Origin of the sequence: Nocardia sp. NPDC087230, assembly GCF_044744725.1 — a bacterium.
Lineage (GTDB): Bacteria > Actinomycetota > Actinomycetes > Mycobacteriales > Mycobacteriaceae > Nocardia > Nocardia canadensis.
Genome location: NZ_JBIUYV010000005.1, coordinates 114,789 through 132,819 on the forward strand (window position 1 = coordinate 114,789; position 18,031 = coordinate 132,819).

16 protein-coding genes are annotated in these 18,031 nt (G+C 70.5%); 12 read left to right on the plus strand and 4 right to left on the minus strand.

Annotated features, from left to right (window positions below; all coding sequences use genetic code 11):
• A complete protein-coding gene (locus ACIO52_RS18740; protein WP_402645311.1) occupies window positions 1-1,710 on the minus strand; it encodes a glycoside hydrolase domain-containing protein in 1,710 nt (569 codons plus the stop codon).
• Between the two features lie 365 nt (window positions 1,711-2,075).
• On the opposite strand from ACIO52_RS18740, the gene ACIO52_RS18745 reads away from it, so the two are divergent.
• The 8 genes from ACIO52_RS18745 to ACIO52_RS18780 all read left to right on the plus strand — a co-directional run bounded on the left by ACIO52_RS18745 (window position 2,076) and on the right by ACIO52_RS18780 (window position 12,769).
• Window positions 2,076-3,527, plus strand: a complete 1,452-nt coding sequence (locus ACIO52_RS18745) for a S8 family serine peptidase (RefSeq protein ID WP_402645314.1) — start codon at window positions 2,076-2,078, stop codon at window positions 3,525-3,527.
• Between the two features lie 8 nt (window positions 3,528-3,535).
• Entirely contained in the window at window positions 3,536-4,162 is a 627-nt protein-coding gene (locus tag ACIO52_RS18750) for a maltokinase N-terminal cap-like domain-containing protein (RefSeq protein WP_218720133.1), read from the plus strand.
• A 50-nt stretch (window positions 4,163-4,212) separates the two neighbouring features.
• Entirely contained in the window at window positions 4,213-5,418 is a 1,206-nt protein-coding gene (locus ACIO52_RS18755) for a GNAT family N-acetyltransferase (RefSeq protein ID WP_218720134.1), read from the plus strand.
• A 43-nt stretch (window positions 5,419-5,461) separates the two neighbouring features.
• Window positions 5,462-7,849, plus strand: coding sequence for an ATP-binding cassette domain-containing protein (locus tag ACIO52_RS18760; protein ID WP_402645318.1), 2,388 nt, complete (start codon window positions 5,462-5,464; stop codon window positions 7,847-7,849).
• Window positions 7,850-7,922: 73 nt separating this feature from the next.
• The gene (locus ACIO52_RS18765; RefSeq protein ID WP_316574781.1) at window positions 7,923-8,531 is read left to right on the plus strand and encodes a DUF308 domain-containing protein; all 609 of its coding nucleotides are present in this window, start codon (window positions 7,923-7,925) and stop codon (window positions 8,529-8,531) included.
• Window positions 8,532-8,754: 223 nt separating this feature from the next.
• Window positions 8,755-10,191, plus strand: a complete 1,437-nt coding sequence (locus ACIO52_RS18770) for a three-helix bundle dimerization domain-containing protein (protein ID WP_402645321.1) — start codon at window positions 8,755-8,757, stop codon at window positions 10,189-10,191.
• 275 nt (window positions 10,192-10,466) lie between these two features.
• Window positions 10,467-11,834, plus strand: coding sequence for an MFS transporter (locus ACIO52_RS18775; protein WP_402645324.1), 1,368 nt, complete (start codon window positions 10,467-10,469; stop codon window positions 11,832-11,834).
• Window positions 11,835-11,941: 107 nt separating this feature from the next.
• Complete coding sequence (locus ACIO52_RS18780; protein WP_218720137.1) at window positions 11,942-12,769, plus strand: alpha/beta fold hydrolase; 828 nt, start codon at window positions 11,942-11,944, stop codon at window positions 12,767-12,769.
• A gap of 30 nt (window positions 12,770-12,799) precedes the next feature.
• Here the strand turns inward: ACIO52_RS18780 and ACIO52_RS18785 are convergent, their stop codons facing one another.
• Window positions 12,800-13,765, minus strand: a complete 966-nt coding sequence (locus tag ACIO52_RS18785) for a YafY family protein (protein WP_218720138.1) — start codon at window positions 13,763-13,765, stop codon at window positions 12,800-12,802.
• Between the two features lie 62 nt (window positions 13,766-13,827).
• On the opposite strand from ACIO52_RS18785, the gene ACIO52_RS18790 reads away from it, so the two are divergent.
• Both ACIO52_RS18790 and ACIO52_RS18795 read left to right on the plus strand, forming a co-directional pair.
• A complete protein-coding gene (locus ACIO52_RS18790) occupies window positions 13,828-14,964 on the plus strand; it encodes an epoxide hydrolase family protein (protein WP_218720139.1) in 1,137 nt (378 codons plus the stop codon).
• Window positions 14,965-14,987: 23 nt separating this feature from the next.
• Window positions 14,988-15,188 (plus strand): hypothetical protein, encoded by a 201-nt coding sequence (locus ACIO52_RS18795; protein WP_402645328.1) that lies wholly within the window; start codon window positions 14,988-14,990, stop codon window positions 15,186-15,188.
• Between the two features lie 6 nt (window positions 15,189-15,194).
• Here the strand turns inward: ACIO52_RS18795 and ACIO52_RS18800 are convergent, their stop codons facing one another.
• A complete protein-coding gene (locus ACIO52_RS18800; protein ID WP_402645331.1) occupies window positions 15,195-16,196 on the minus strand; it encodes a saccharopine dehydrogenase in 1,002 nt (333 codons plus the stop codon).
• Window positions 16,197-16,259: 63 nt separating this feature from the next.
• Here ACIO52_RS18800 and ACIO52_RS18805 point away from each other — a divergent pair, with 63 nt between their 5' ends.
• Together ACIO52_RS18805 and ACIO52_RS18810 are read left to right on the plus strand one after the other, a co-directional pair.
• Entirely contained in the window at window positions 16,260-16,853 is a 594-nt protein-coding gene (locus ACIO52_RS18805) for a TetR/AcrR family transcriptional regulator (protein ID WP_402645334.1), read from the plus strand.
• A gap of 160 nt (window positions 16,854-17,013) precedes the next feature.
• Window positions 17,014-17,235: a hypothetical protein gene (locus ACIO52_RS18810; RefSeq protein ID WP_402645337.1), complete on the plus strand. Its 222-nt coding sequence runs from the start codon at window positions 17,014-17,016 to the stop codon at window positions 17,233-17,235.
• Window positions 17,236-17,605: 370 nt separating this feature from the next.
• Here ACIO52_RS18810 and ACIO52_RS18815 read toward each other — a convergent pair whose 3' ends face one another.
• The gene (locus ACIO52_RS18815) at window positions 17,606-18,016 is read right to left on the minus strand and encodes an arsenate reductase ArsC (protein WP_402645340.1); all 411 of its coding nucleotides are present in this window, start codon (window positions 18,014-18,016) and stop codon (window positions 17,606-17,608) included.
• Window positions 18,017-18,031: the final 15 nt, after the last annotated feature.

Below are 18,031 nucleotides of genomic sequence, written 5' to 3' on the forward strand. Positions count from 1 at the left end.
CTAGGCCGGGCGGGCGAGCGGCGTGTCGGGGTCGCCGGAGTTGCGCAGCGCGACGATCTGGTCGGGAACCCAGTAGATGCGGCCGAACTCGAACTCCTGGTACCTGCCGTCGTCGTGGGTGATCTCGTCGGAGGCCGGCCAGCCCAGCTGACCGTTCTCGAATCCGGACGCCGACCAGCGCGCGCCTATCGCGCCGTGCACGCGATAGGCGGGCTGACCGGCCCGCCGATAGACGGTGCCGCCCTGGAAGGCCTGGGCGAGGCCGGGGCCCGTGCCGCGCGGGTCGGGCAACTCGGCGTGCTCGGCGATCGGGTAGCCCAGGGGACCTGCCTCCCAGCCGAGTTCGGCGTACTTGGTCATGATCGCGGTGGGGATGGCGTGGGCGTCGGTGGCCGGGTGCCAGTAGACATAGCCGTGCTCGAACTCGGCGAAGCGGCCCACTCCATCCGGGGTGGCGATCTCGCCGATGGTGCGGCGCGCGCCCAGCCACGGCGACGCCGTGGCGCGGTCGTCGATGGCGTTCGGCGCGGTGCCGGCGAATTCGGCGACCTGCGCGGCGAAGACGTCCCACGGAAAGTTCGGGCCGACATCGGTGTGACTGCCGATGCCGAGCGCCCTGGTCACGTAGTTGTGGTCGGTGATGCCGTCGGCGACGTGATAGTCGGGGGCGATGACCTCGGTCGGGTACCCGTGTCGATGTGCGCTGCGGACCGCGACATAGGCGGCGATGCGCAAATCCTCGTCGATGGACAGCCAGTCCTGGCGTGACCAGGCGACCCGGCTGCCCGCGAAGCACAGATTGACGGTGAACGGGTTGGCCGACAGCACCGACCAGGAGGCGAGTTCTTCGGGCACGACCCGCACCAGCACCGCGTCGCGCAGCGTGTAGTGGTAGGAGACGCCGTTGGCCGGATTGTTCAGGTAGGCCGCCAACGATTCCGCGGTGCCGTTTCCCTCCTGGGTGTGCAGGATGAAGTTGGTGACCCGGGCGCCGTCGCGGGAGGAGTGCGAGGGACCGAGCCGGTCGAGTTCGGTGAACGCGGGGATCACCACGGAGCGGTCGATGCTCCACTGACCGAAGTCGGGGGCCAGGATGTCGTTCGCATCGACGTGCGTGCCGTCGATGACGGGCCCCGGGTTGCTCGGTGTGTCGATCACCCGCTGGTAGAGCACGGCGCGTGGTTCGCGCTCGGTGCCCGACCAGGCGCGGGTCTGCCAGACCCAGCTGAATCCGCCGCGACCACCGACCACACCATCCTCGATCGCCCAGGCGCACACCCGGGAATGCCCGTAGATGCCGGTCCATTCGGTGCCGAGGACGGCGTTCACGCCGCGGAAGAACTCGACTGCGGTGCTGTTCCACTGGGACAGGGAGATGTCCTCGTCGACGGCGAAGAAGATCGGTGCCCGGCGCGGTGCGCCGAGACTCAGATGGGCGGCCAGTGCCTGTTCGGCCATGCGCCTGCCGCCGTCGAACCCGGTGGTCCAATCCGATGGGGTGGGATCGCCGGGTTTGCCGAACTGCCAGATCGACACGATGTCCAGGCCGGCGGACTCCAGCGCGCGGGCATAGTCGACGGTGATCGGTTTGGCACCGAAGTTCGCGCCGGGCCTGCTGGGAGAGACATAGGCGAGAACCGCCGAGTGCCCGGCCGCGGCGATGGCGGCCGGATCGATGAGACGGGCGGCGAAATCGACAGCTGTGGACATGGTTGACCCCCTGCATGACTACATATCCGATGGCATGGCTCACGCTCGTACCCCGCGCGACGGCTGCAGGGTTACGCTGGTACCCGAGAATCGGTACCGGGGTGCCCGAGGATCTCACCCTGCACCCATTCTAAGCGAAACACTTAGCACCGCACCGGGATTCGCTGACGATCGGGACAGTACCCGACCGCGCCGACCGGCAAACGCGGGCGGAATCGGGCCGTACGCGGGGGCGGTGCGGAACAGCGGTTTTCGATGCGACTCGCGCGGGCTCGGCGCGTTGCGGCGCACCGGCGCGGCGTGTCGCGAATCGGGTTGCGGCGCAATGGTAGCGGCCCGGCGGCGCGGCCTGTTCACTGGTAGCCATGGCTTCCACCGCTCGACCCAGCAGGCAGCGCCGACCAGGGGTGCCCGGCCCCGCGGTGGCCCCTGCCGAACTGGTCGTTCTCACCACGGCCACCGGTACCGAGATCACGCCGATCGCGCTGCGGGAGAGCCGGTCCGTGCGGGCCCGGGTCGACGAACTGCTGCCCGCCGACACCCACCTGGTGCCGATCTTCGGACCGGATAATCGGCTGGCCGCGCGTTTGGCCGATACCTCGCAAGCATCGGTGGCGGGGGAGTACCTGCGCTACTACACGGTGCGCGGGCAGGTCGGCGACCTGGCCGCGCTCGCGGATCGACTGCGGCGAGACGACACCGTCGCCGCGGCCTACGTGAAACCGGCCGCCGAGCCGCCACTCGCACCGCTGGCGCACAACACCGTCGCGCCGGACGCGCCCGCGGTCACTCCCGACTTCCGGACCAGGCAAGGCTATCTCGACGCCGCGCCGGCCGGGATCGACGCGGCCTGGGCGCACACCCGGCCGGGTGGGCTCGGGACCGGCGTGCGGGTGATCGATGTGGAGGGCGCCTGGCGATTCACCCACGAGGACCTGCGGCAGAACCAGGGCGGAGTCATCGGCGGCACGTCCTCGGCCGAACTCGGGTGGCGCAATCACGGCACCGCCGTCGCCGGGGAGATCAGCGGCGATCTCAATGCCTACGGTGTCACCGGCATCGCGCCCGAGGCGCACATCCGGGCGATCTCGATCTTCGGGATCGGCTCGGCCGCCGCGATCCGGTCCGCGGCCGACGCGCTCGACCCCGGTGACGTCCTGCTCATCGAATTGCATCGTCCCGGACCTCGATTCGACTATCGCGGCCAGCCCGACCAGCGCGGCTACATCGCCGTCGAATGGTGGCCCGACGACTTCGCCGCCATCCGCTACGCCGTCGGGCGCGGCATCGTCGTGGTGGAAGCCGCGGGCAACGGCAACGAGAACCTCGACGACCCCGTCTACGACGCGCGCCCCGGCGACTTCCCCACCGGCTGGCACAACCCGTTCCGCGGTGGCGACGCCGATTCCGGCGCCGTTCTGGTCGGCGCGGGCGCGCCGCCGCCCGGGCTGCACGGCCGCGACCACGGCCCCGCCCGTTCCCGGCTCCCGTTCTCCAACTACGGCGTCCGCCTCGATGCCCAGGGCTGGGGCCGCGAGGTCACCACCACCGGCTACGGCGACCTCCAGGGTGGCGCCGACGAAGACTTCTGGTATACCGACGAATTCAGCGGCACCTCGAGCGCGTCCCCGATCGTCGTCGGCGCCGTCGCCGCGTACCAGGGCATGCGCGCCATCGGTCCGGGCCGGGCGACCCCGGATCAGGTCCGGGCACTGCTGCGTGCCACCGGCTCACCTCAAACAGCGGCGCCGGGCCGGCCGGTGAGCCAGCGCATCGGCGCCCTGCCGGACCTGCGCGCGATGACGGCACACGGGTAGCCTGCGGCATGGCCGTCATCCACCACACCACGCTGGTTCCCAGCAAGCTCGCGTTGATCGAGACGATGTTGCCCCGGCGACCGTGGTACCGGGGCCGGGTGCCGCGCCTGCGCAAGGTCGGTGGGTTTCGGATCGACGATCCCGCGGGGGCGGTCGGCATCGAATTCGTGCTGGTCGTCGACGATTCCGCCGCCCGTCCGGTGGTGTACAACGTGCCACTGACTTATCGCGGCGCCGCACTGGCCGATGCCGAGAGCGCGCTCTTGGGAACCGCCGAGCACGGGGTGCTCGGTCGACGGTGGATCTACGACGGCGCCGCCGATCCGATCGCCGTCGCCGCGATACTGGAACTGCTGAGCGGGCGAGTGGCGGCGCAGGCACAGAATCGCAGCGACACACCCGACCCGTCGGTGTCGGTCGTGCCGACCGGGACCATCACGGCGCAAGCCCACATCGGTACCGCTGTCGACGGCGACACGGCGACCGAGGTACCGATCGGGACCGCGGGCATCCTGCGATTTCACCGTTCACCCGCGGGGCGACCCTCCGGTGCGCCGGGAACCCTCGCCGCGCCCTACGAGCTGGACGGGCCAACTCGCCATCCGGTCGAACTGGTGAGCTTGCTTTCGCGGTAGCCCTGGAAAATGAGATGTGCGGTGCCGTGCCGCCGTGGGAGGGTACGGAGATGGCATCGGCGAAGAGCATCACCGTGCGGTCGGCTACCAGCGCGGACGCGGACGCGATCACCGGATTGCAGGAGACCGGATTCGGGATGCGGTACGGGTCCGACGAACTCCCGTACCGGTGGGAACTGTTTCCGGTCGAGCGGTCACTGGTCGCGGTCGACGGTGACCGGGTCGTCGGGCACACCGTCGACCGGACGATGACGGTGACCGTGCCGGGGGCACGGCAGGTCCAGGCCTGTGGTGTCTCGGGCGTCGCGGTCGCGCCGACGCATCGGCGGCGTGGCATCCTGCGTGAGCTGTACACCGCTCAGCACGAGCGCACCGAAGCCGACGGGCTGCCGCTGACGATCTTCACCGCCAGCGAGGCCACGATCTACGGCCGATTCGGCTACGACCCGGCGATCCTGTCGACCACGATCTCCATCGACCGCCGTCGAGCCGAGTTCCGCTCGACCACGCCCGATCCCGGCGGCGTGGAGCTGGCCACCCTGGCCGAGGCGGCGCCGCACATCCGGGCGATCTACGAGCGCTGGCAGCCGACGGTGCCGGGCGCGCAGGTGCGGCCCGACGCCAAATGGGATCTGTTCTTCGCCGACGTGGAACGCCACCGCGACGGCGCCACGACGCTGTTCGCCCTGGTCCACCCCGACGGTTACGCCCTGTATCGGCGGCGTTGGCGCGACGGACATTCCACCGCGTCGGTATGGGAGTACCGGGCGCTCACCCCGGACGCGCACGCCGCGCTGTGGCGGGTGCTGCTCGGGCTGGATCTGGTCGAGACGATCGACGTCGAGATCGCCGACGACGATCCGCTGCCGTACCTGCTCACCGATTCCCGGGCGGCCCGCGTGCTCGATCGCGGTGACTCGCTGTGGGCGCGGCTGATGGATGTGCCCACCGCGCTCACCGCCCGCGGCTACCGGCACGACCTCGACACGGTCCTGGCTGTGCACGACCCGTTCCGTTCCGCCGGTGGCACCTTCGCGCTGCGCGTGCGCGACGGCGTCGCCGAATGCGCACCCACCACCCGAACCGCCGCGCTCGGTCTGGATATCAATGTGCTGGGCGCGTTGTATTTCGGTGCGCACCGCGCCCGGGGCCTGGCCGCCGCGCACCGGATCCGGGTCGACGACGCGGCCGCGCTGCGCGATCTCGACGCGGCCTTCACCGCTGAGCGCGCGCCGGAGCTGGGCTGGTTCTTCTAGCGCATACCCGGATTCCCGGACCGGTCGCGTAGTCTGGGTAGCTGTGGATTCGCACGAGGTCGATCCTTCGGTTCGGGTGCGCGGCGCTCGGGTCCACAATCTGCGTGACGTCGACGCGGACATGCCACGAAACGCCCTGGTCGCGTTTACCGGGGTCTCGGGTTCGGGCAAGTCGTCGCTGGCCTTCGGCACGTTGTACGCGGAGTCGCAACGCCGCTACCTGGAGTCGGTGGCGCCGTATGCCAGACGATTGCTGCATCAGGTGGAGGCGCCCGACGTCGACGAGGTGACCGGTCTACCGCCGACGGTGGCGCTGGCGCAACGACGATCCTCGCCCTCGTCGCGGTCGACGGTCGGGACGGTCACCGCCATCTCGAACTCGCTGCGGCTGCTCATGTCGCGCGAAGGCGACTATCCGACGGGCCCGGCCCGCACGGGACCCGGTCACTATCCGGCGGGCACGAATCGGCTGTACTCGGACGCGTTCTCGCCCAACACCGTCGAGGGCGCGTGCCCCCGCTGCCACGGTCAGGGCGTCGTCCACGAGGCGACCGAGGCATCGATGGTGCCCGACCCGTCGCTGAGCATTCGCGACGGCGCGATCGCGTCCTGGCCCGGCGCGTGGCAGGGCAAGAACCTGCGCGACGTGCTGGCCGCGCTCGGCTACGACATCGATCGGCCGTGGCGGCAACTGTCGCCGCAGGCGCGCGAATGGATCCTGTTCACCGACGAGAAGCCGGTGGTCACCGTGGAACCCGAGCGCGAAGCCCACCGGATCCATCGCCCGTATCAGGGCACCTACACCAGCGCCGAACGGCTGCTGCTGCGCGCGCACGCCGAGTCCAAGAGCGAGGCCACCCGCAAGCGTGCGGCGGAGTACCTGCACACGGCGACCTGCCCGCTGTGCGACGGGCGCAGGCTCAAACCCGAAGCGCTGGCGGTGACGTTCGCGGGCCACAACATCACCGAACTGGCCGACATGCCGCTCAGCGACCTGGTCGCGGTGCTGCGCCCGCACACCGAGGGCACGGGTGCGGCCGCCGTGCTCACCCAGGACCTGATCTCCCGCATCGAGGTCCTCATCGAGCTCGGTCTCGGCTACCTCAGCGTCGACCGGGAGAGCCCGACCCTGTCCGGCGGCGAGTTGCAGCGGCTGCGGCTGGCGGGTCAGTTGCGCTCGGGACTGTTCGGCGTCGTCTACATTCTCGACGAGCCCTCGGCGGGGTTGCACCCGGCCGACACCGCCGCACTGACAACGGTGCTGGGCCGGCTCAAGCGATCCGGCAACAGTGTGTTCCTCGTCGAGCACGACCTCGACGTCGTGCGCCACGCCGACTGGTTGATCGATATCGGCCCCGGCGCCGGAGTACACGGCGGGCGCGTCCTCTACTGCGGTGAGATCGACGGGCTGCGAACCGTCACCGAGTCGGTCACCCGCCCCTACCTGTTCGACGAGGTCACTCGCGCGCCACGCGCCGACCGCACCCCCAACGGCACCCTCGACCTGCGCGCGATCACCAGCCACAACCTGCGCGAGCTCGACGCCGACATCCCGCGCGGGGTGTTCACCGCGATCACCGGCGTCTCCGGTTCGGGGAAATCGAGCCTGCTGCACGCGATCTCGACCACCGCCACCGCCGACCCGAAGATCGTGCGGGTGGTCGAGGTCGATCAGGCGCCGATCGGGCGGACGCCGCGCTCCAATCTGGCCACCTACACCGGCCTGTTCGACACCGTCCGCAAGCTGTTCGCCGACACCGACGACGCGCGGGCCCGCGGCTACGGCGTCGGCCGCTTCTCGTTCAATGTCGCCGAAGGCCGGTGTCCCGCCTGCCAGGGCGAGGGGTACATCACGGTGGAGCTGCTGTTCTTGCCCAGCACCTACACCCCGTGCCCGGATTGCCATGGTGCCCGCTACAACCCGCGCACCCTCGAGATCCGCTACCGCGACGCCACCATCGCCGAGGTGCTGGAGATGTCGGTGGATCGGGCCGCACGATTCCTCGCTGACGTCCCGGTGGTCGCGCGGGCGCTGCGGGCCCTGACCGAGGTGGGGCTCGGTTACCTGCGGTTGGGTCAGCCCGCCACCGAACTGTCCGGCGGCGAGGCACAACGGGTGAAGCTGGCCACCGAACTGCAACGGGCCCGGCGCGCGGGCACCGTCTACCTGCTCGACGAGCCCACGACCGGGCTGCACCCCGCCGACACCGACATCCTGCTGACCCAGCTGAATTCACTCGTCGACTCCGGCGCCGGGGTGATCGTGGTCGAGCACGACATGACCGTGGTCGCGCAGGCCGATCACGTCATCGACATGGGGCCGGGCGGCGGGGCACAAGGGGGACGGATCGTGGCGCAGGGGACACCGGAGCAGGTCGCGGCAGACCCGGTCAGCCGGACCGCGCCCTACCTGCGGGAGCGGTTGGCATGACCGCGGCGACGACGATCGCGGCGCGCCCGGGCAAATCTACGGCTATCGGTCGGCGAGGGCCTATCGTGGGGCAATGCCCGTGACTGACGGGGAGGGGAATCCGGCGCAGGACCGAACCCGGCAGGCGATGCTGATCGCCGGCGGGTGCTCGTTCGTTCTCGGCGTCGCGACACTGGTGTGGCCCGGCCGCAGCGACGCCACGCTGGCTCTGCTGTTCGGCGTCGCGCTGCTGCTGAGTGCCGGAATCCAGGCCTATCTCGCGGTGGCGGCGCACATGGCGTTTCCGCTGCGGGTGCTGGTGCTGGTGAGCGCGGTGCTGACCGTCATCCTGGCGGCGCTGGCCTTCAGCGGCGGCAATATCGAGCTGCTGGCCCTGTGGATCGGGATCGGGTGGTCGGTGCGCGGCATCGTGCAGGCGCTGGTCGCGGCCTGGGACGACGGCGTCGTCGACGGCTGGCTGCACGAGATCTGCGGTCTGTGCACCACCGCGATGGGGATCACCGTCATCGCGATGAAATTCGAGACCGTCACGGGGCTGGCGACGGTCGCCGGCAGTGCGCTGGTGGTGATCGGCGTGCTGGAACAGCTCGCGGGTGGGATGCTGCGTACGGTACTGCGCGGTGCGCGGCGCTCGCAGCCGGACCCCACCACCGTCCGCGGATCGGCCGCCGCCGGGCAATAGTAGTGAATCCCACACTCGCAGAGCGTGTTTCGATGTTTACGCGAACACCCGGACAACGCGACATTGCGGGCAGCGGAGCGAGTGCTGAACACTGCGTGCCCGGCCGCTCACCGCTGGGGTAACTGTGCTGCGCGCCGGTAGCGTGGCCCGCGGCGTGCGCACGGGAGGGCCCGGTCGACGCGCGCCGTCGTCCGCAGCCCGATGTGAGCCCAGGAGAAATGTGGTGTCGCGCGTAACCCCCGGCGAAGCCGCCGATACCGTCCAGCGTGAAGAGCTGGCCATGCGGCGCATGACCGAGAGTCTGGTCGAAGACCTGTCCGAGAACGTCCCCGCAGACCAGGTGACCTCGGCGGTGGGCGCCGCGCACCATCGTTTCGCGGGCAAGCCGATCCGGGAGTTCGTGCCCATTCTGGTCGAGCGGATCGTGCGCACCGAACTGGCCGACCCCGACCCGACCGTGCGGGTGCCCGCTCCGGCGGCCGCCGGCCGTGCCGTCGCCCCCGAACCGGTTCGCGCCGCCGAGGACGAGAGTTCGACCGCCGAACGGGCCCGGCACCTGGTGAGCAGGCGCGGCGTATTGCCCCTGTCGATCGGTGCGGTCACCGTCGTCGCCGCCGTCGCGGCCGCGGTGATCCTGCTCCCCGGCGGCGGCGAGACCCCGGCCGCGGCACCGACCGGGGCGCCGGTGACCGTCGTGCGTGGTGTCGTCGGGTCCGAGAAGGTGTCGTTCTTCCAGGACGAGCAGGTCGTGCGGGTGCTCGCCGACAACGGAATCCGGGTGGAGGTCGAGCCGGCCGGGTCACGGCAGATCGCGACCACCGTCGACCTGGACCGCTACGACTTCGCGTTCCCGTCCAGCAGTCCCGCCGCCGAACGGATCCAGCGCCAGCGCAATGTCACCGCGAAATACACACCGTTCGCCTCGCCGATCGCCATCGCCACCTATCGGCCGATCGCGGATCTGCTCACCACGGCGGGCGTGATCAAGCCGGGCCCGGTCGCGACCTTCGACATGAACCGGTACCTGGAGCTGGCCGGTACCGGCGTCCAATGGGACGACCTACCCGACAACACCACCTACCCCGTCGAGAAGAACATCTTGGTCTCGACCACCGATCCGCGCAGCTCCAACTCCGCGGCCATGTACCTGTCGATCGCGAGCTACGTCGCCAACGACCACACCATCGTGCGCGGCGCCACCGCCGAACAGCACGTGCTGCCCGCGCTGTCGAAACTGTTCCTCGCCCAGGGCTACACCGACAACAGCAGCGAAGGCCCGTTCACGCAGTACCTGACCAACGGCATGGGCCCGACCCCGCTGGTGTGCATCTACGAGGCGCAGTTCGTCGAGGCGGCGGGCAAGGGCAAGATCAAGCCGGACATGGTGCTGACCTACCCGACCCCGACCGTCCTGTCCAGCCACACCCTGGTCCCGCTGACCGGCACCGGCGACAAGGTCGGCAAGCTGCTCACCGAGAACCCGGAACTGCGTCGCCTCGCGGCCCTGCACGGGTTCCGCACCGGCGACAACGCCCAGTTCACCGCCGTCGCCGCCGAGCGTGATGTGCCGGTGCCCGCCGACCTGATCGATGTCGTCGACGCCCCCGCCTACGACACCCTCGAGCACCTGCTCGACGGTGTCGCGAAGTCCTACAACTGACCTCGTCATCACCGCGAGTGCCGTGCAGCCGGGCGCTGCGCGGCACACGCGCGCTGTGATCGGGCCGAACGCGTCGAGCCGAGCACCGCGTTCCGCCCCGAACGCACCTGCCTGAATGCGTCGCCGGTTCGCCGGGATCGAATGGCGGTGGGCGAAGGTGCGGTGGTCGAGGTCGCAGCATCGTCCGACGGTCGGATTTGCCGTTCCAGCAAGGAATCTGGTCATCCTCTCGCCGTGGTGGTGATACTCGGGCGCTGCACCGAGGAGGCTGATTCATGCTGGACAATCCCATCCGCACCCACGTCACGGCCGGTGTCGTCCGCCCATGGACCGTACTGGCCGTGTGTTCGCTGAGCCTGTTCGTCGTCGGGCTCGATGCCACCATCGTCACCGTGGCACTGCCGTCGATCGGGGCCGGTGTACAGGTCGGCACGCAGGGGCTGGAGTGGATCGTCGACGCCTACACGCTGGCGTTGGCGAGCTTCCTCATCACCTCCGGCGCGCTCGCCGACCGGTTCGGCAGGCGGCGGGTGTTCCGGCTCGGGCTCGTCGTTTTCGGAGTCGCGTCGGCGGTGTGCGCGGTCGCGCCCACGGTCGAGGTGCTGATTCTCGCGCGGGTCGCGCAGGGGATCGGCGGGTCGATGCTCAGTCCGGTGGCGTTGGCGATCGTGGTCGCCGCGATCACCGATGTCCGGCAGCGGGCCAGGGCGATCGGAGTGTGGGCGGCGGTATTCGGGCTGAGCATGGCGGTCGGGCCGACGCTCGGTGGCGCGCTGGTGGATTGGTTCGGGTGGCGGTCGGTGTTCTGGATCGCGGTGCCGGTGGTGGTCGTGGCGCTGGGGTTGACAGGGCTGTTCGTGCCGGAGTCGCAGGGGCGGCCGCGTCGGATCGACCTCGTGGGTCAGGTGCTGCTGGTCGTCGTGGTCGGTGGGGTGATCGCGGTGTTGATCGAGGGCCAGCGGATCGGGTGGACCTCGCCCCTCGCGGTCTCGGCTTACCTCGGAATCACGCTCGCCGTCGTCGGATTCGTCCGGGTCGAGGGCCGGGTGGCCGCGCCGCTGATGGACCTGCGACTGTTCCGGCGGCCGCCGTTCACCGCCGCCGTCGCCGGGGCTGTCGTGGTGTTCGTCGCCTTGACGACGACGCTGCTTCTCAGTACCTGGCATCTGCAACACGAACGGGGGATGAGCGCGGTCACCGCCGGTGCGTTCACACTGCCACTGGCTGTCGGCGCGACATTGTGCGCGCCGCTGTCGGGGGTGCTGGTCGGGCGGATCGGGGCCAGGGCGCCGCTGCTGTTGGCCGGTGGCTTCCTCGCCGTCGGCGGCCTGGCCCTCGTGGTCGCCGGTGCCGAGGCGGAGACCACGGTGCTGCTGATCGCGTTCGCGTCGATCGGCATCGGGTTCGGTTTCGCCAACGCGCCGATCACGAATACCGCGGTGAGCGGGCTGCCCGCCGACCGCGCCGGTGTCGCGGGCGGTATCGCCTCCACCGCCCGGCAGGTGGGCGCGGCGGTCGGGATCGCCGTCGCCGGTGGGCTGATCGCCGGTGACCATCCGGCGCGGATCGGGTGGTCGGTGGTGTGCGGCTGCGGCCTGCTGGTGTTGGCCTCGGCCCGGTTCGCGCCGACGAAACCATCCTGACCTGCGGGAGGATCTGGCGCGAAAAAGATTTCGGGCGCAGCGATGAGTTCGCCGGCTCGGCCCCGTCTCAACGAGTGCTACCTGTAGCCGAGATCCGGGAGGGTCGTATGACCGCCAGTTCCGCCGTCACCACCGGCACCCTTGTGGTGCCCGACGCCCGCCTGTACTACGAGGTCCGCGGGTCGGGGCCACTGCTCGTGCTCGTCGGCGCGCCGATGAACGCCGCCTCGTTCGCGCCCGCGGCCGAACAGCTCGCCGCCACCAATACCGTGCTCACCACCGACCCACGCGGCCATTTCGCCAGCCCCCTCGACGATCCGCACCAGGACTCGACCGTCTCGGCCCGCGCCGACGACCTCGCCCGGCTGATCGCCCACCTCGACGCCGGTCCCGCCGTGGTCTTCGGCTCCAGCGGCGGCGCGGTCAGTGCGTTGGCCCTCGCTCAGACCAATCCCGATCGGGTCACCACTGTCGTCGCCCACGAACCGCCCCTGCGGGAACTGCTGCCCGACGCCGCCGAGCAGCGGGCCGTCACCGAGGAGATCATCGCCACCTACGATCGCGGTGACGTGGTCGGCGCGTGGCGGAAGTTCTTCGCCCAGGCCGCTCTGCCGATCCCGGACGAGATGGTCGAGCACCTGTTCGGCGGCGAGCGCGACCCCCAGCAGGTCGCCAGTGAACGCCACTGGTTCGACCACGAACTGCGCGCCACCACCGGGTGGGTTCCCGACCCGCCCTTGCTGCGCGCCGTGCCCACCCGGGTGATGGTCGGCATCGGCGCCGACTCGGCAGGCCAGTTCTGCGACCGGACCGCGCGCGTCCTGGCCGCCGAGCTGCGGACGGAGCCGGTGCTGTTCCCCGGCGATCACACCGGATTCGTCGGCGATCCCGCGGCTTTCGCGCTCCGGCTGCAGGAAGTCATCGACGAGCCGTGACCCGAGCCATCGATTCGGCAGTCGATGCAACTACGCATCAGGTGCGGCGGGAAGGGCGTCGCGGCAGCGCGCGCTCACACGCTCCAACGCAGCGAGGAGCTCGGGTGGGCCGGTGACGGTGAAATCGGTGTCGAGGCCGGTGATCATCCACGCCAGTGAAGCGGGGGAGTCGGCGCCCAGGTGTAGCAGACAGCTGACGTCGTCGACCGCTTCGAGAACCCCGGTGCCCGGCCAGAGCCGCTCGGCGACCACGGTGGCCGAACAGTGCAGGGTGACCACCGTGCGCCATGGCCATGAGGCCACCGACAGCCTGCGCGAGAGGTATGCGGCCGCGTCACCGTCGGGCGGCGGGCGCGGAGTGAAGCGCGGACCGGTCGGGACGCGCGGAACCAGCCGGTCGACCCGGAACGAGCGCCAATCCGCGCGATCGACATCCCAGGCCACCAGATACCAATGCCTGCTGACATTGACCAGCGAATCGGGTTCGGCAGCACGGCGCGAGACACGACCCGCGTGATCGGTGTAGTCGAAGCGCAGACGCTCGTGCCGGCGGCACGCCTCCGCGATCGCCAGCAGCGTCGCGGGACTCACCCGGGGCGCCTCGGCGGCGACCCGCACCATCGCCTGTTGCAAGGTGGTCAGCCGGTGCCGCAGCCGGGAGGGCAGCACCTGGTCCAGCTTGGCCAGCGCGCGCAGCGACGCGTCCTCGATCCCGGTGACCGTGCCACCCGAGGTGGTCCGCAGACCGACCGCCACAGCGACCGCCTCCTCGTCGTCGAGCAGCAGGGGCGGCATCGATGCGCCCGCACCCAGCCGGTATCCCGCCGCCCCCTGCAGCGCCTGCACCGGATAGCCCAGGCCGCGCAGTCGCTCGATGTCGCGCCGTACCGTGCGCGCGGTGACGTCGAGCTCGGCGGCGAGTTCGGCACCGGACCACGAGCGATGGGTCTGCAACAGCGACAGCAGCCGGAGCAAGCGGGCAGAGGTCTCGGACATGCCTCCAGAATGCCCGCGACTTAGGACCGATTTCGACCTAAGCGCTTCGTAGCGTGGTGGACATGAACGACATCCACCCCTTCCGGATCGACATTCCGCAGTCCGACCTCGACGATCTGCACGAGCGTCTCGCCCGCACCCGCTGGACCGACGATCTACCAGGCACCGGCTGGACCTATGGCCTGCCCACCGCCTACCTGCACGGTCTGGCCGACTATTGGCGCACCGGCTTCGACTGGCGCGCCGCCGAAGCCGCACGCAACGCACGACCGCAGTTCGTCACCGAACTCGACGGTCAACGCCTGCATTTCACGCACGTGCGTTCGCCGGAACCCGGCGCGCTGCCGCTGGTGCTGGTCCACGGGTGGCCGTTCACCGACTTCGGTGCCACCCTCGGACCCCTGACGGATCCCGCCGCCCACGGCGGCGACCCGCGCGACGCATTCGACGTGGTGGTCCCGAGCCTGCCCGGCTTCGGCTTCTCCGGTCCCACCCGGGAGGCCGGCCAGGCCGCGACCGAACAGTCCGCCGTCCTGATCGCCGAACTGATGCGCCGCCTCGGCTACCAGCGCTACGGCGCCCAAGGGGGTGACGCGGGCTCGTTCATCGCCCCGCACCTGGGCCGGATCGACACCGAGCGGGTCGCCGGCGTCCACCTCAACGCCGCCATCACCATTCCCGCCTGGGACGACGACGGCGCGGGCTACTCCGCGCGGGACCAGGAGAAGCTGGCCGCTCTGCAGGACTGGAACAGCAACCAGACCTCCTCGTACGCGAGTGTGCACAGCACTCGCCCGCAGAGCTTGGCCCACGCGCTCACCGACTCACCCGCGGGTCTGCTCGGCTGGGTCGTCGACGTCGTCAACACCTACAAGGATCCCGCCGCCGCGCTGCCCGAGGACTCCCTCGACCGCGACGCGCTGCTCGCCGAGATCGCCGTCCTCTGGTTCACCCGCACCGCGGGCTCCTCGATGCGCCTGTACAAGGAGTCCCAGCAGTGGGGCGCCGAGTTGCCCAGCTCCGGGGTCCCGACCGGTATCGCGGTCTTCCCCGGCGACACCACGATTCGCGGCATCGCCGAGAAGCAGAACAACCTCGTGCGCTGGACCGAATTCGACCGGGGCGGGCACTTCGCGGCGATGGAGACACCCGACCTGCTCGTCGACGATCTCCGGGAGTTCTTCCGGCCGCTGCGCTGACGGCGGCCCGGATCGCGGACCGTGTGTCGCCCGACGTGGTGCGCAGCAGGCCGGCCCGGGACGAGTCCCTCTGCACGATCGGTGGCGCGCTGCACTGCGGCGTGCTGATGTCGCTGGCCGACGCCACCGGCGCGGCCTGCGCCTTCCTCGATGTGGAGACCGAGATCCACGACGACGCGGGCGAACTCGTCGGCAAGACCACCCGGACGCAGGCCGTGCTGTAGGCCGGTCTACGCGTCGACGAACACGGCGCCGACCTCGGTCATCCGCTGTGCGGCGTAGCCGGGGTCGATCAAGGCCTCCGGGGTGTAGGTGCCCGGGCCGACCGGCTCGCCGCGCAGGCCCAGCAGCCGCTCGACGCCGAGGACGATTCCGAGGGCGGTGAGCGGTCGCTGACCCGCGGGATGGACCAGGTGGCGGTTGCGGCGCAACGTCGCGCCCGCAACGTCGACACCGTCGAGGTCGATGCCGATCTCGATCGAGGCCGCCGCACCCCGGCGCCGGCCAGGCGACTCGCCGACCGCGAGATCCACCCGCACATCCGGTGCTCCGGTCGCCAGCGCCAGGCTCGCCACGTCGAGGATGGGAATGCTCTGCCCAGGCAGCCGGGTGCCGTCGACGGCGCGCACCTCGGCCTGCGCGTTCTCGGCGGCCACCCAGGTGAAGACGCCGTCGCGTCGCACCAGACCCGCCGAGGTCACCGCCGACCACCGTTCCAGATCGGCGATCCCGGCGGGGCCACCGGTGTCCGTCTCGTCCAGGATCGCCCCGAGCCGGACGCTGTCGACCCGGGCGAACTCGCGCGCGGTCGCCAGCGCCGCGAGCGTGGCGAGTCCGGCCAGGAAATGACTCGCCACCAGAATCGGTGCGGCGCTGGCCCGTCGGGCGCCCGCGACGACCTCGGGCCCGATATCGAGCAGGCCGCTCGAGATGCTCAGATACGGCACCGCGTGATCCTGGGCGTAGTGGAGTCCGTGGAGCCGGTCGTCCCAGAGGGTGGCGACCACCGCCGAGAAGACGACGCCGTCGGGCAGGCCGAGATCGCGGCGGCGCAGGTCGATCGTGATCGCGGTGGCCGTGCCGAGGCTGTCGGCGACTCGCTGCGCTCGGTCGAGGTCGCGGCCCGCGATCGTCAGCGGCAGGGTCGGATACCAGCGGCGCAGCAGGGCCGCCGTGTCGGAGCCTGCCTGGCCGGAACCGCCCAGGATCAGGACGGATGGTGCGTGGGCCATGGTCGTTCCTCTCGCCAGCTAAGCTACATTTTGTAACCTACTCTTTGTAGCTAAACTGGTGACATGACGCAAGGCAGGACGGCCCGCATGCCCAAGGCGGCCCGGCGCGAGCAGCTGCTCGACACCGCGCTGGCGATGGTGCGTGACCACGGCACGGACGGGCTCACGCTCGTCACTCTCGCCGAGGCCGCGGGCGTGAGCAGGCCGATCGTCTACGACCATTTCGGCACGCGCCCCGATCTGCTGCTGGCCCTGTACCGGCGCCTCGACGAACGGCATCGGCTCGCCGCCGAGCAGGCCGTCCGTGCGGCCGCGCCGACCGCGACGGAGATCGCGCACGTGATGAGTGCCGCCTACTTCGCCTGCGCCACCGACATGCCCGAATTCGACGCGATCTCGGCCGCGCTGAAGGGCAATCCCGAGGTCCTGGCGATCCAGCAGCGGATGCTCGACAGCTATCGCGACTGGATGGCCGCCACCCTGCTACCGTTCTCCGATCTCGGAGCGGCCGCGCTGCGGCTGCGCTGCGTCGCCGTCCTCGGCGCCGCGGAAACCCTGGGTGCCGAACTGAATCGAGGAACCATCGACGCGGGGGAGGCGGTCGAGGCACTCGCCGATCTCATCGTCGGCAGCATCGGTGCCGAGCGTCGGCGGTGACCGTGGGGCGGCCGTTGGCGCCGCGCCGCTCGGTAGGATGCGGCGCGTGCCAGATACTTCCGACATAGCTCGCCTCTTCGACCGGCGACCGCGCCAGTGGGGTTCACCCGCGGATCCGATCGTGTGGGACGCAGTGCGGGACAAGGTATGTGCGGCCACGGTGCCGGCCACCGCGACGGACTTCGCGGCGTTGCTGCGGCGCGAGTTCGCCCTCGTGACCGGCGTCGACATCGACGATGCCGACGCGACCGCCCAGCCGTCCTTCGTCGTCGAGGGCCGTGCCGAGGCGGTGCACCTGCCGACCTGGCGCACCATCCTGCTGCCCCTGCTGACCACCCGTGCCCGCCAGCTCTACGGCGAGATACCCACCGAACGCCCCTGATCGGGGGTCGGGGAACATCGGCGGGTTCGGCAGGCGAGACGGGTCGGGATGCTGCCGCGGCCGGTCACCGGCGTGCGGAACGAGTGCCGTGGCATCTGCTCGACGAATCCTCCACTCGCGCCGAGGAAGTGCTGCTGCTCGACGTTCCCGACCTCGTCACCACCGACCGGTGCGCGGCGGTGACCCGCAGGGGCGGTGCCCGCGAGCTCATCGCATGGCAGACCGGCACGGCCCGGTTGCCGTCCAGGGTACTGGCCGGCCGCAAGTCCGGACCGGTGCTCGTTCCCTACACCACCGGTAGTGGAATGGACTTCCGCCTCGGCGACCGGCCGCCGTGCACGGCCGCGCGGCCCCCGGGGCGGGGCACGTCTCAGGCGTGGGTCGGCAGGAGTTCGGCGAGCAGTGCTTGCACGCGGATCTTGATCTCGTCGCGGATCGGGCGGACGGACTCGACGCCCTTGCCCGCCGGGTCTTCCAGCACCCAGTCGCGGTAGCTGACACCGGGGAACGACGGGCAGGTGTCGCCACAGCCCATCGTGATGACCACGTCGGAGGTTTCCACGGCGTCGTAGGTGAGGATCTTCGGGGTCTGATCGGAGATGTCGATGCCGAGCTCGGCCATCGCCGCGACCGCGGCGGGGTTGATCTGATCGGCCGGAGCGCTGCCCGCGGAGCGGACCTCGATCGCGTCGCCGGCGAAATGGGTGAGGAATCCGGCGGCCATCTGGGAACGTCCGGCGTTGTGGACGCAGACGAACAGCACGCTGGGCTTGGAAGTCATGGGGCGTAGTGCCTT

Coding starts and splice junctions, on each gene's coding strand:
- ACIO52_RS18805 (WP_402645334.1), top strand. CDS start 16,260: ATGACGCAAGGCAGGACGGCCCGCATGCCCAAGGCGGCCCGGCGCGAG.
- ACIO52_RS18785 (WP_218720138.1), bottom strand. CDS start 13,765: ATGTCCGAGACCTCTGCCCGCTTGCTCCGGCTGCTGTCGCTGTTGCAG.
- ACIO52_RS18755 (WP_218720134.1), top strand. CDS start 4,213: ATGGCATCGGCGAAGAGCATCACCGTGCGGTCGGCTACCAGCGCGGAC.
- ACIO52_RS18780 (WP_218720137.1), top strand. CDS start 11,942: ATGACCGCCAGTTCCGCCGTCACCACCGGCACCCTTGTGGTGCCCGAC.
- ACIO52_RS18745 (WP_402645314.1), top strand. CDS start 2,076: ATGGCTTCCACCGCTCGACCCAGCAGGCAGCGCCGACCAGGGGTGCCC.
- ACIO52_RS18775 (WP_402645324.1), top strand. CDS start 10,467: ATGCTGGACAATCCCATCCGCACCCACGTCACGGCCGGTGTCGTCCGC.
- ACIO52_RS18815 (WP_402645340.1), bottom strand. CDS start 18,016: ATGACTTCCAAGCCCAGCGTGCTGTTCGTCTGCGTCCACAACGCCGGA.
- ACIO52_RS18750 (WP_218720133.1), top strand. CDS start 3,536: ATGGCCGTCATCCACCACACCACGCTGGTTCCCAGCAAGCTCGCGTTG.
- ACIO52_RS18800 (WP_402645331.1), bottom strand. CDS start 16,196: ATGGCCCACGCACCATCCGTCCTGATCCTGGGCGGTTCCGGCCAGGCA.
- ACIO52_RS18765 (WP_316574781.1), top strand. CDS start 7,923: ATGCCCGTGACTGACGGGGAGGGGAATCCGGCGCAGGACCGAACCCGG.
- ACIO52_RS18790 (WP_218720139.1), top strand. CDS start 13,828: ATGAACGACATCCACCCCTTCCGGATCGACATTCCGCAGTCCGACCTC.
- ACIO52_RS18740 (WP_402645311.1), bottom strand. CDS start 1,710: ATGTCCACAGCTGTCGATTTCGCCGCCCGTCTCATCGATCCGGCCGCC.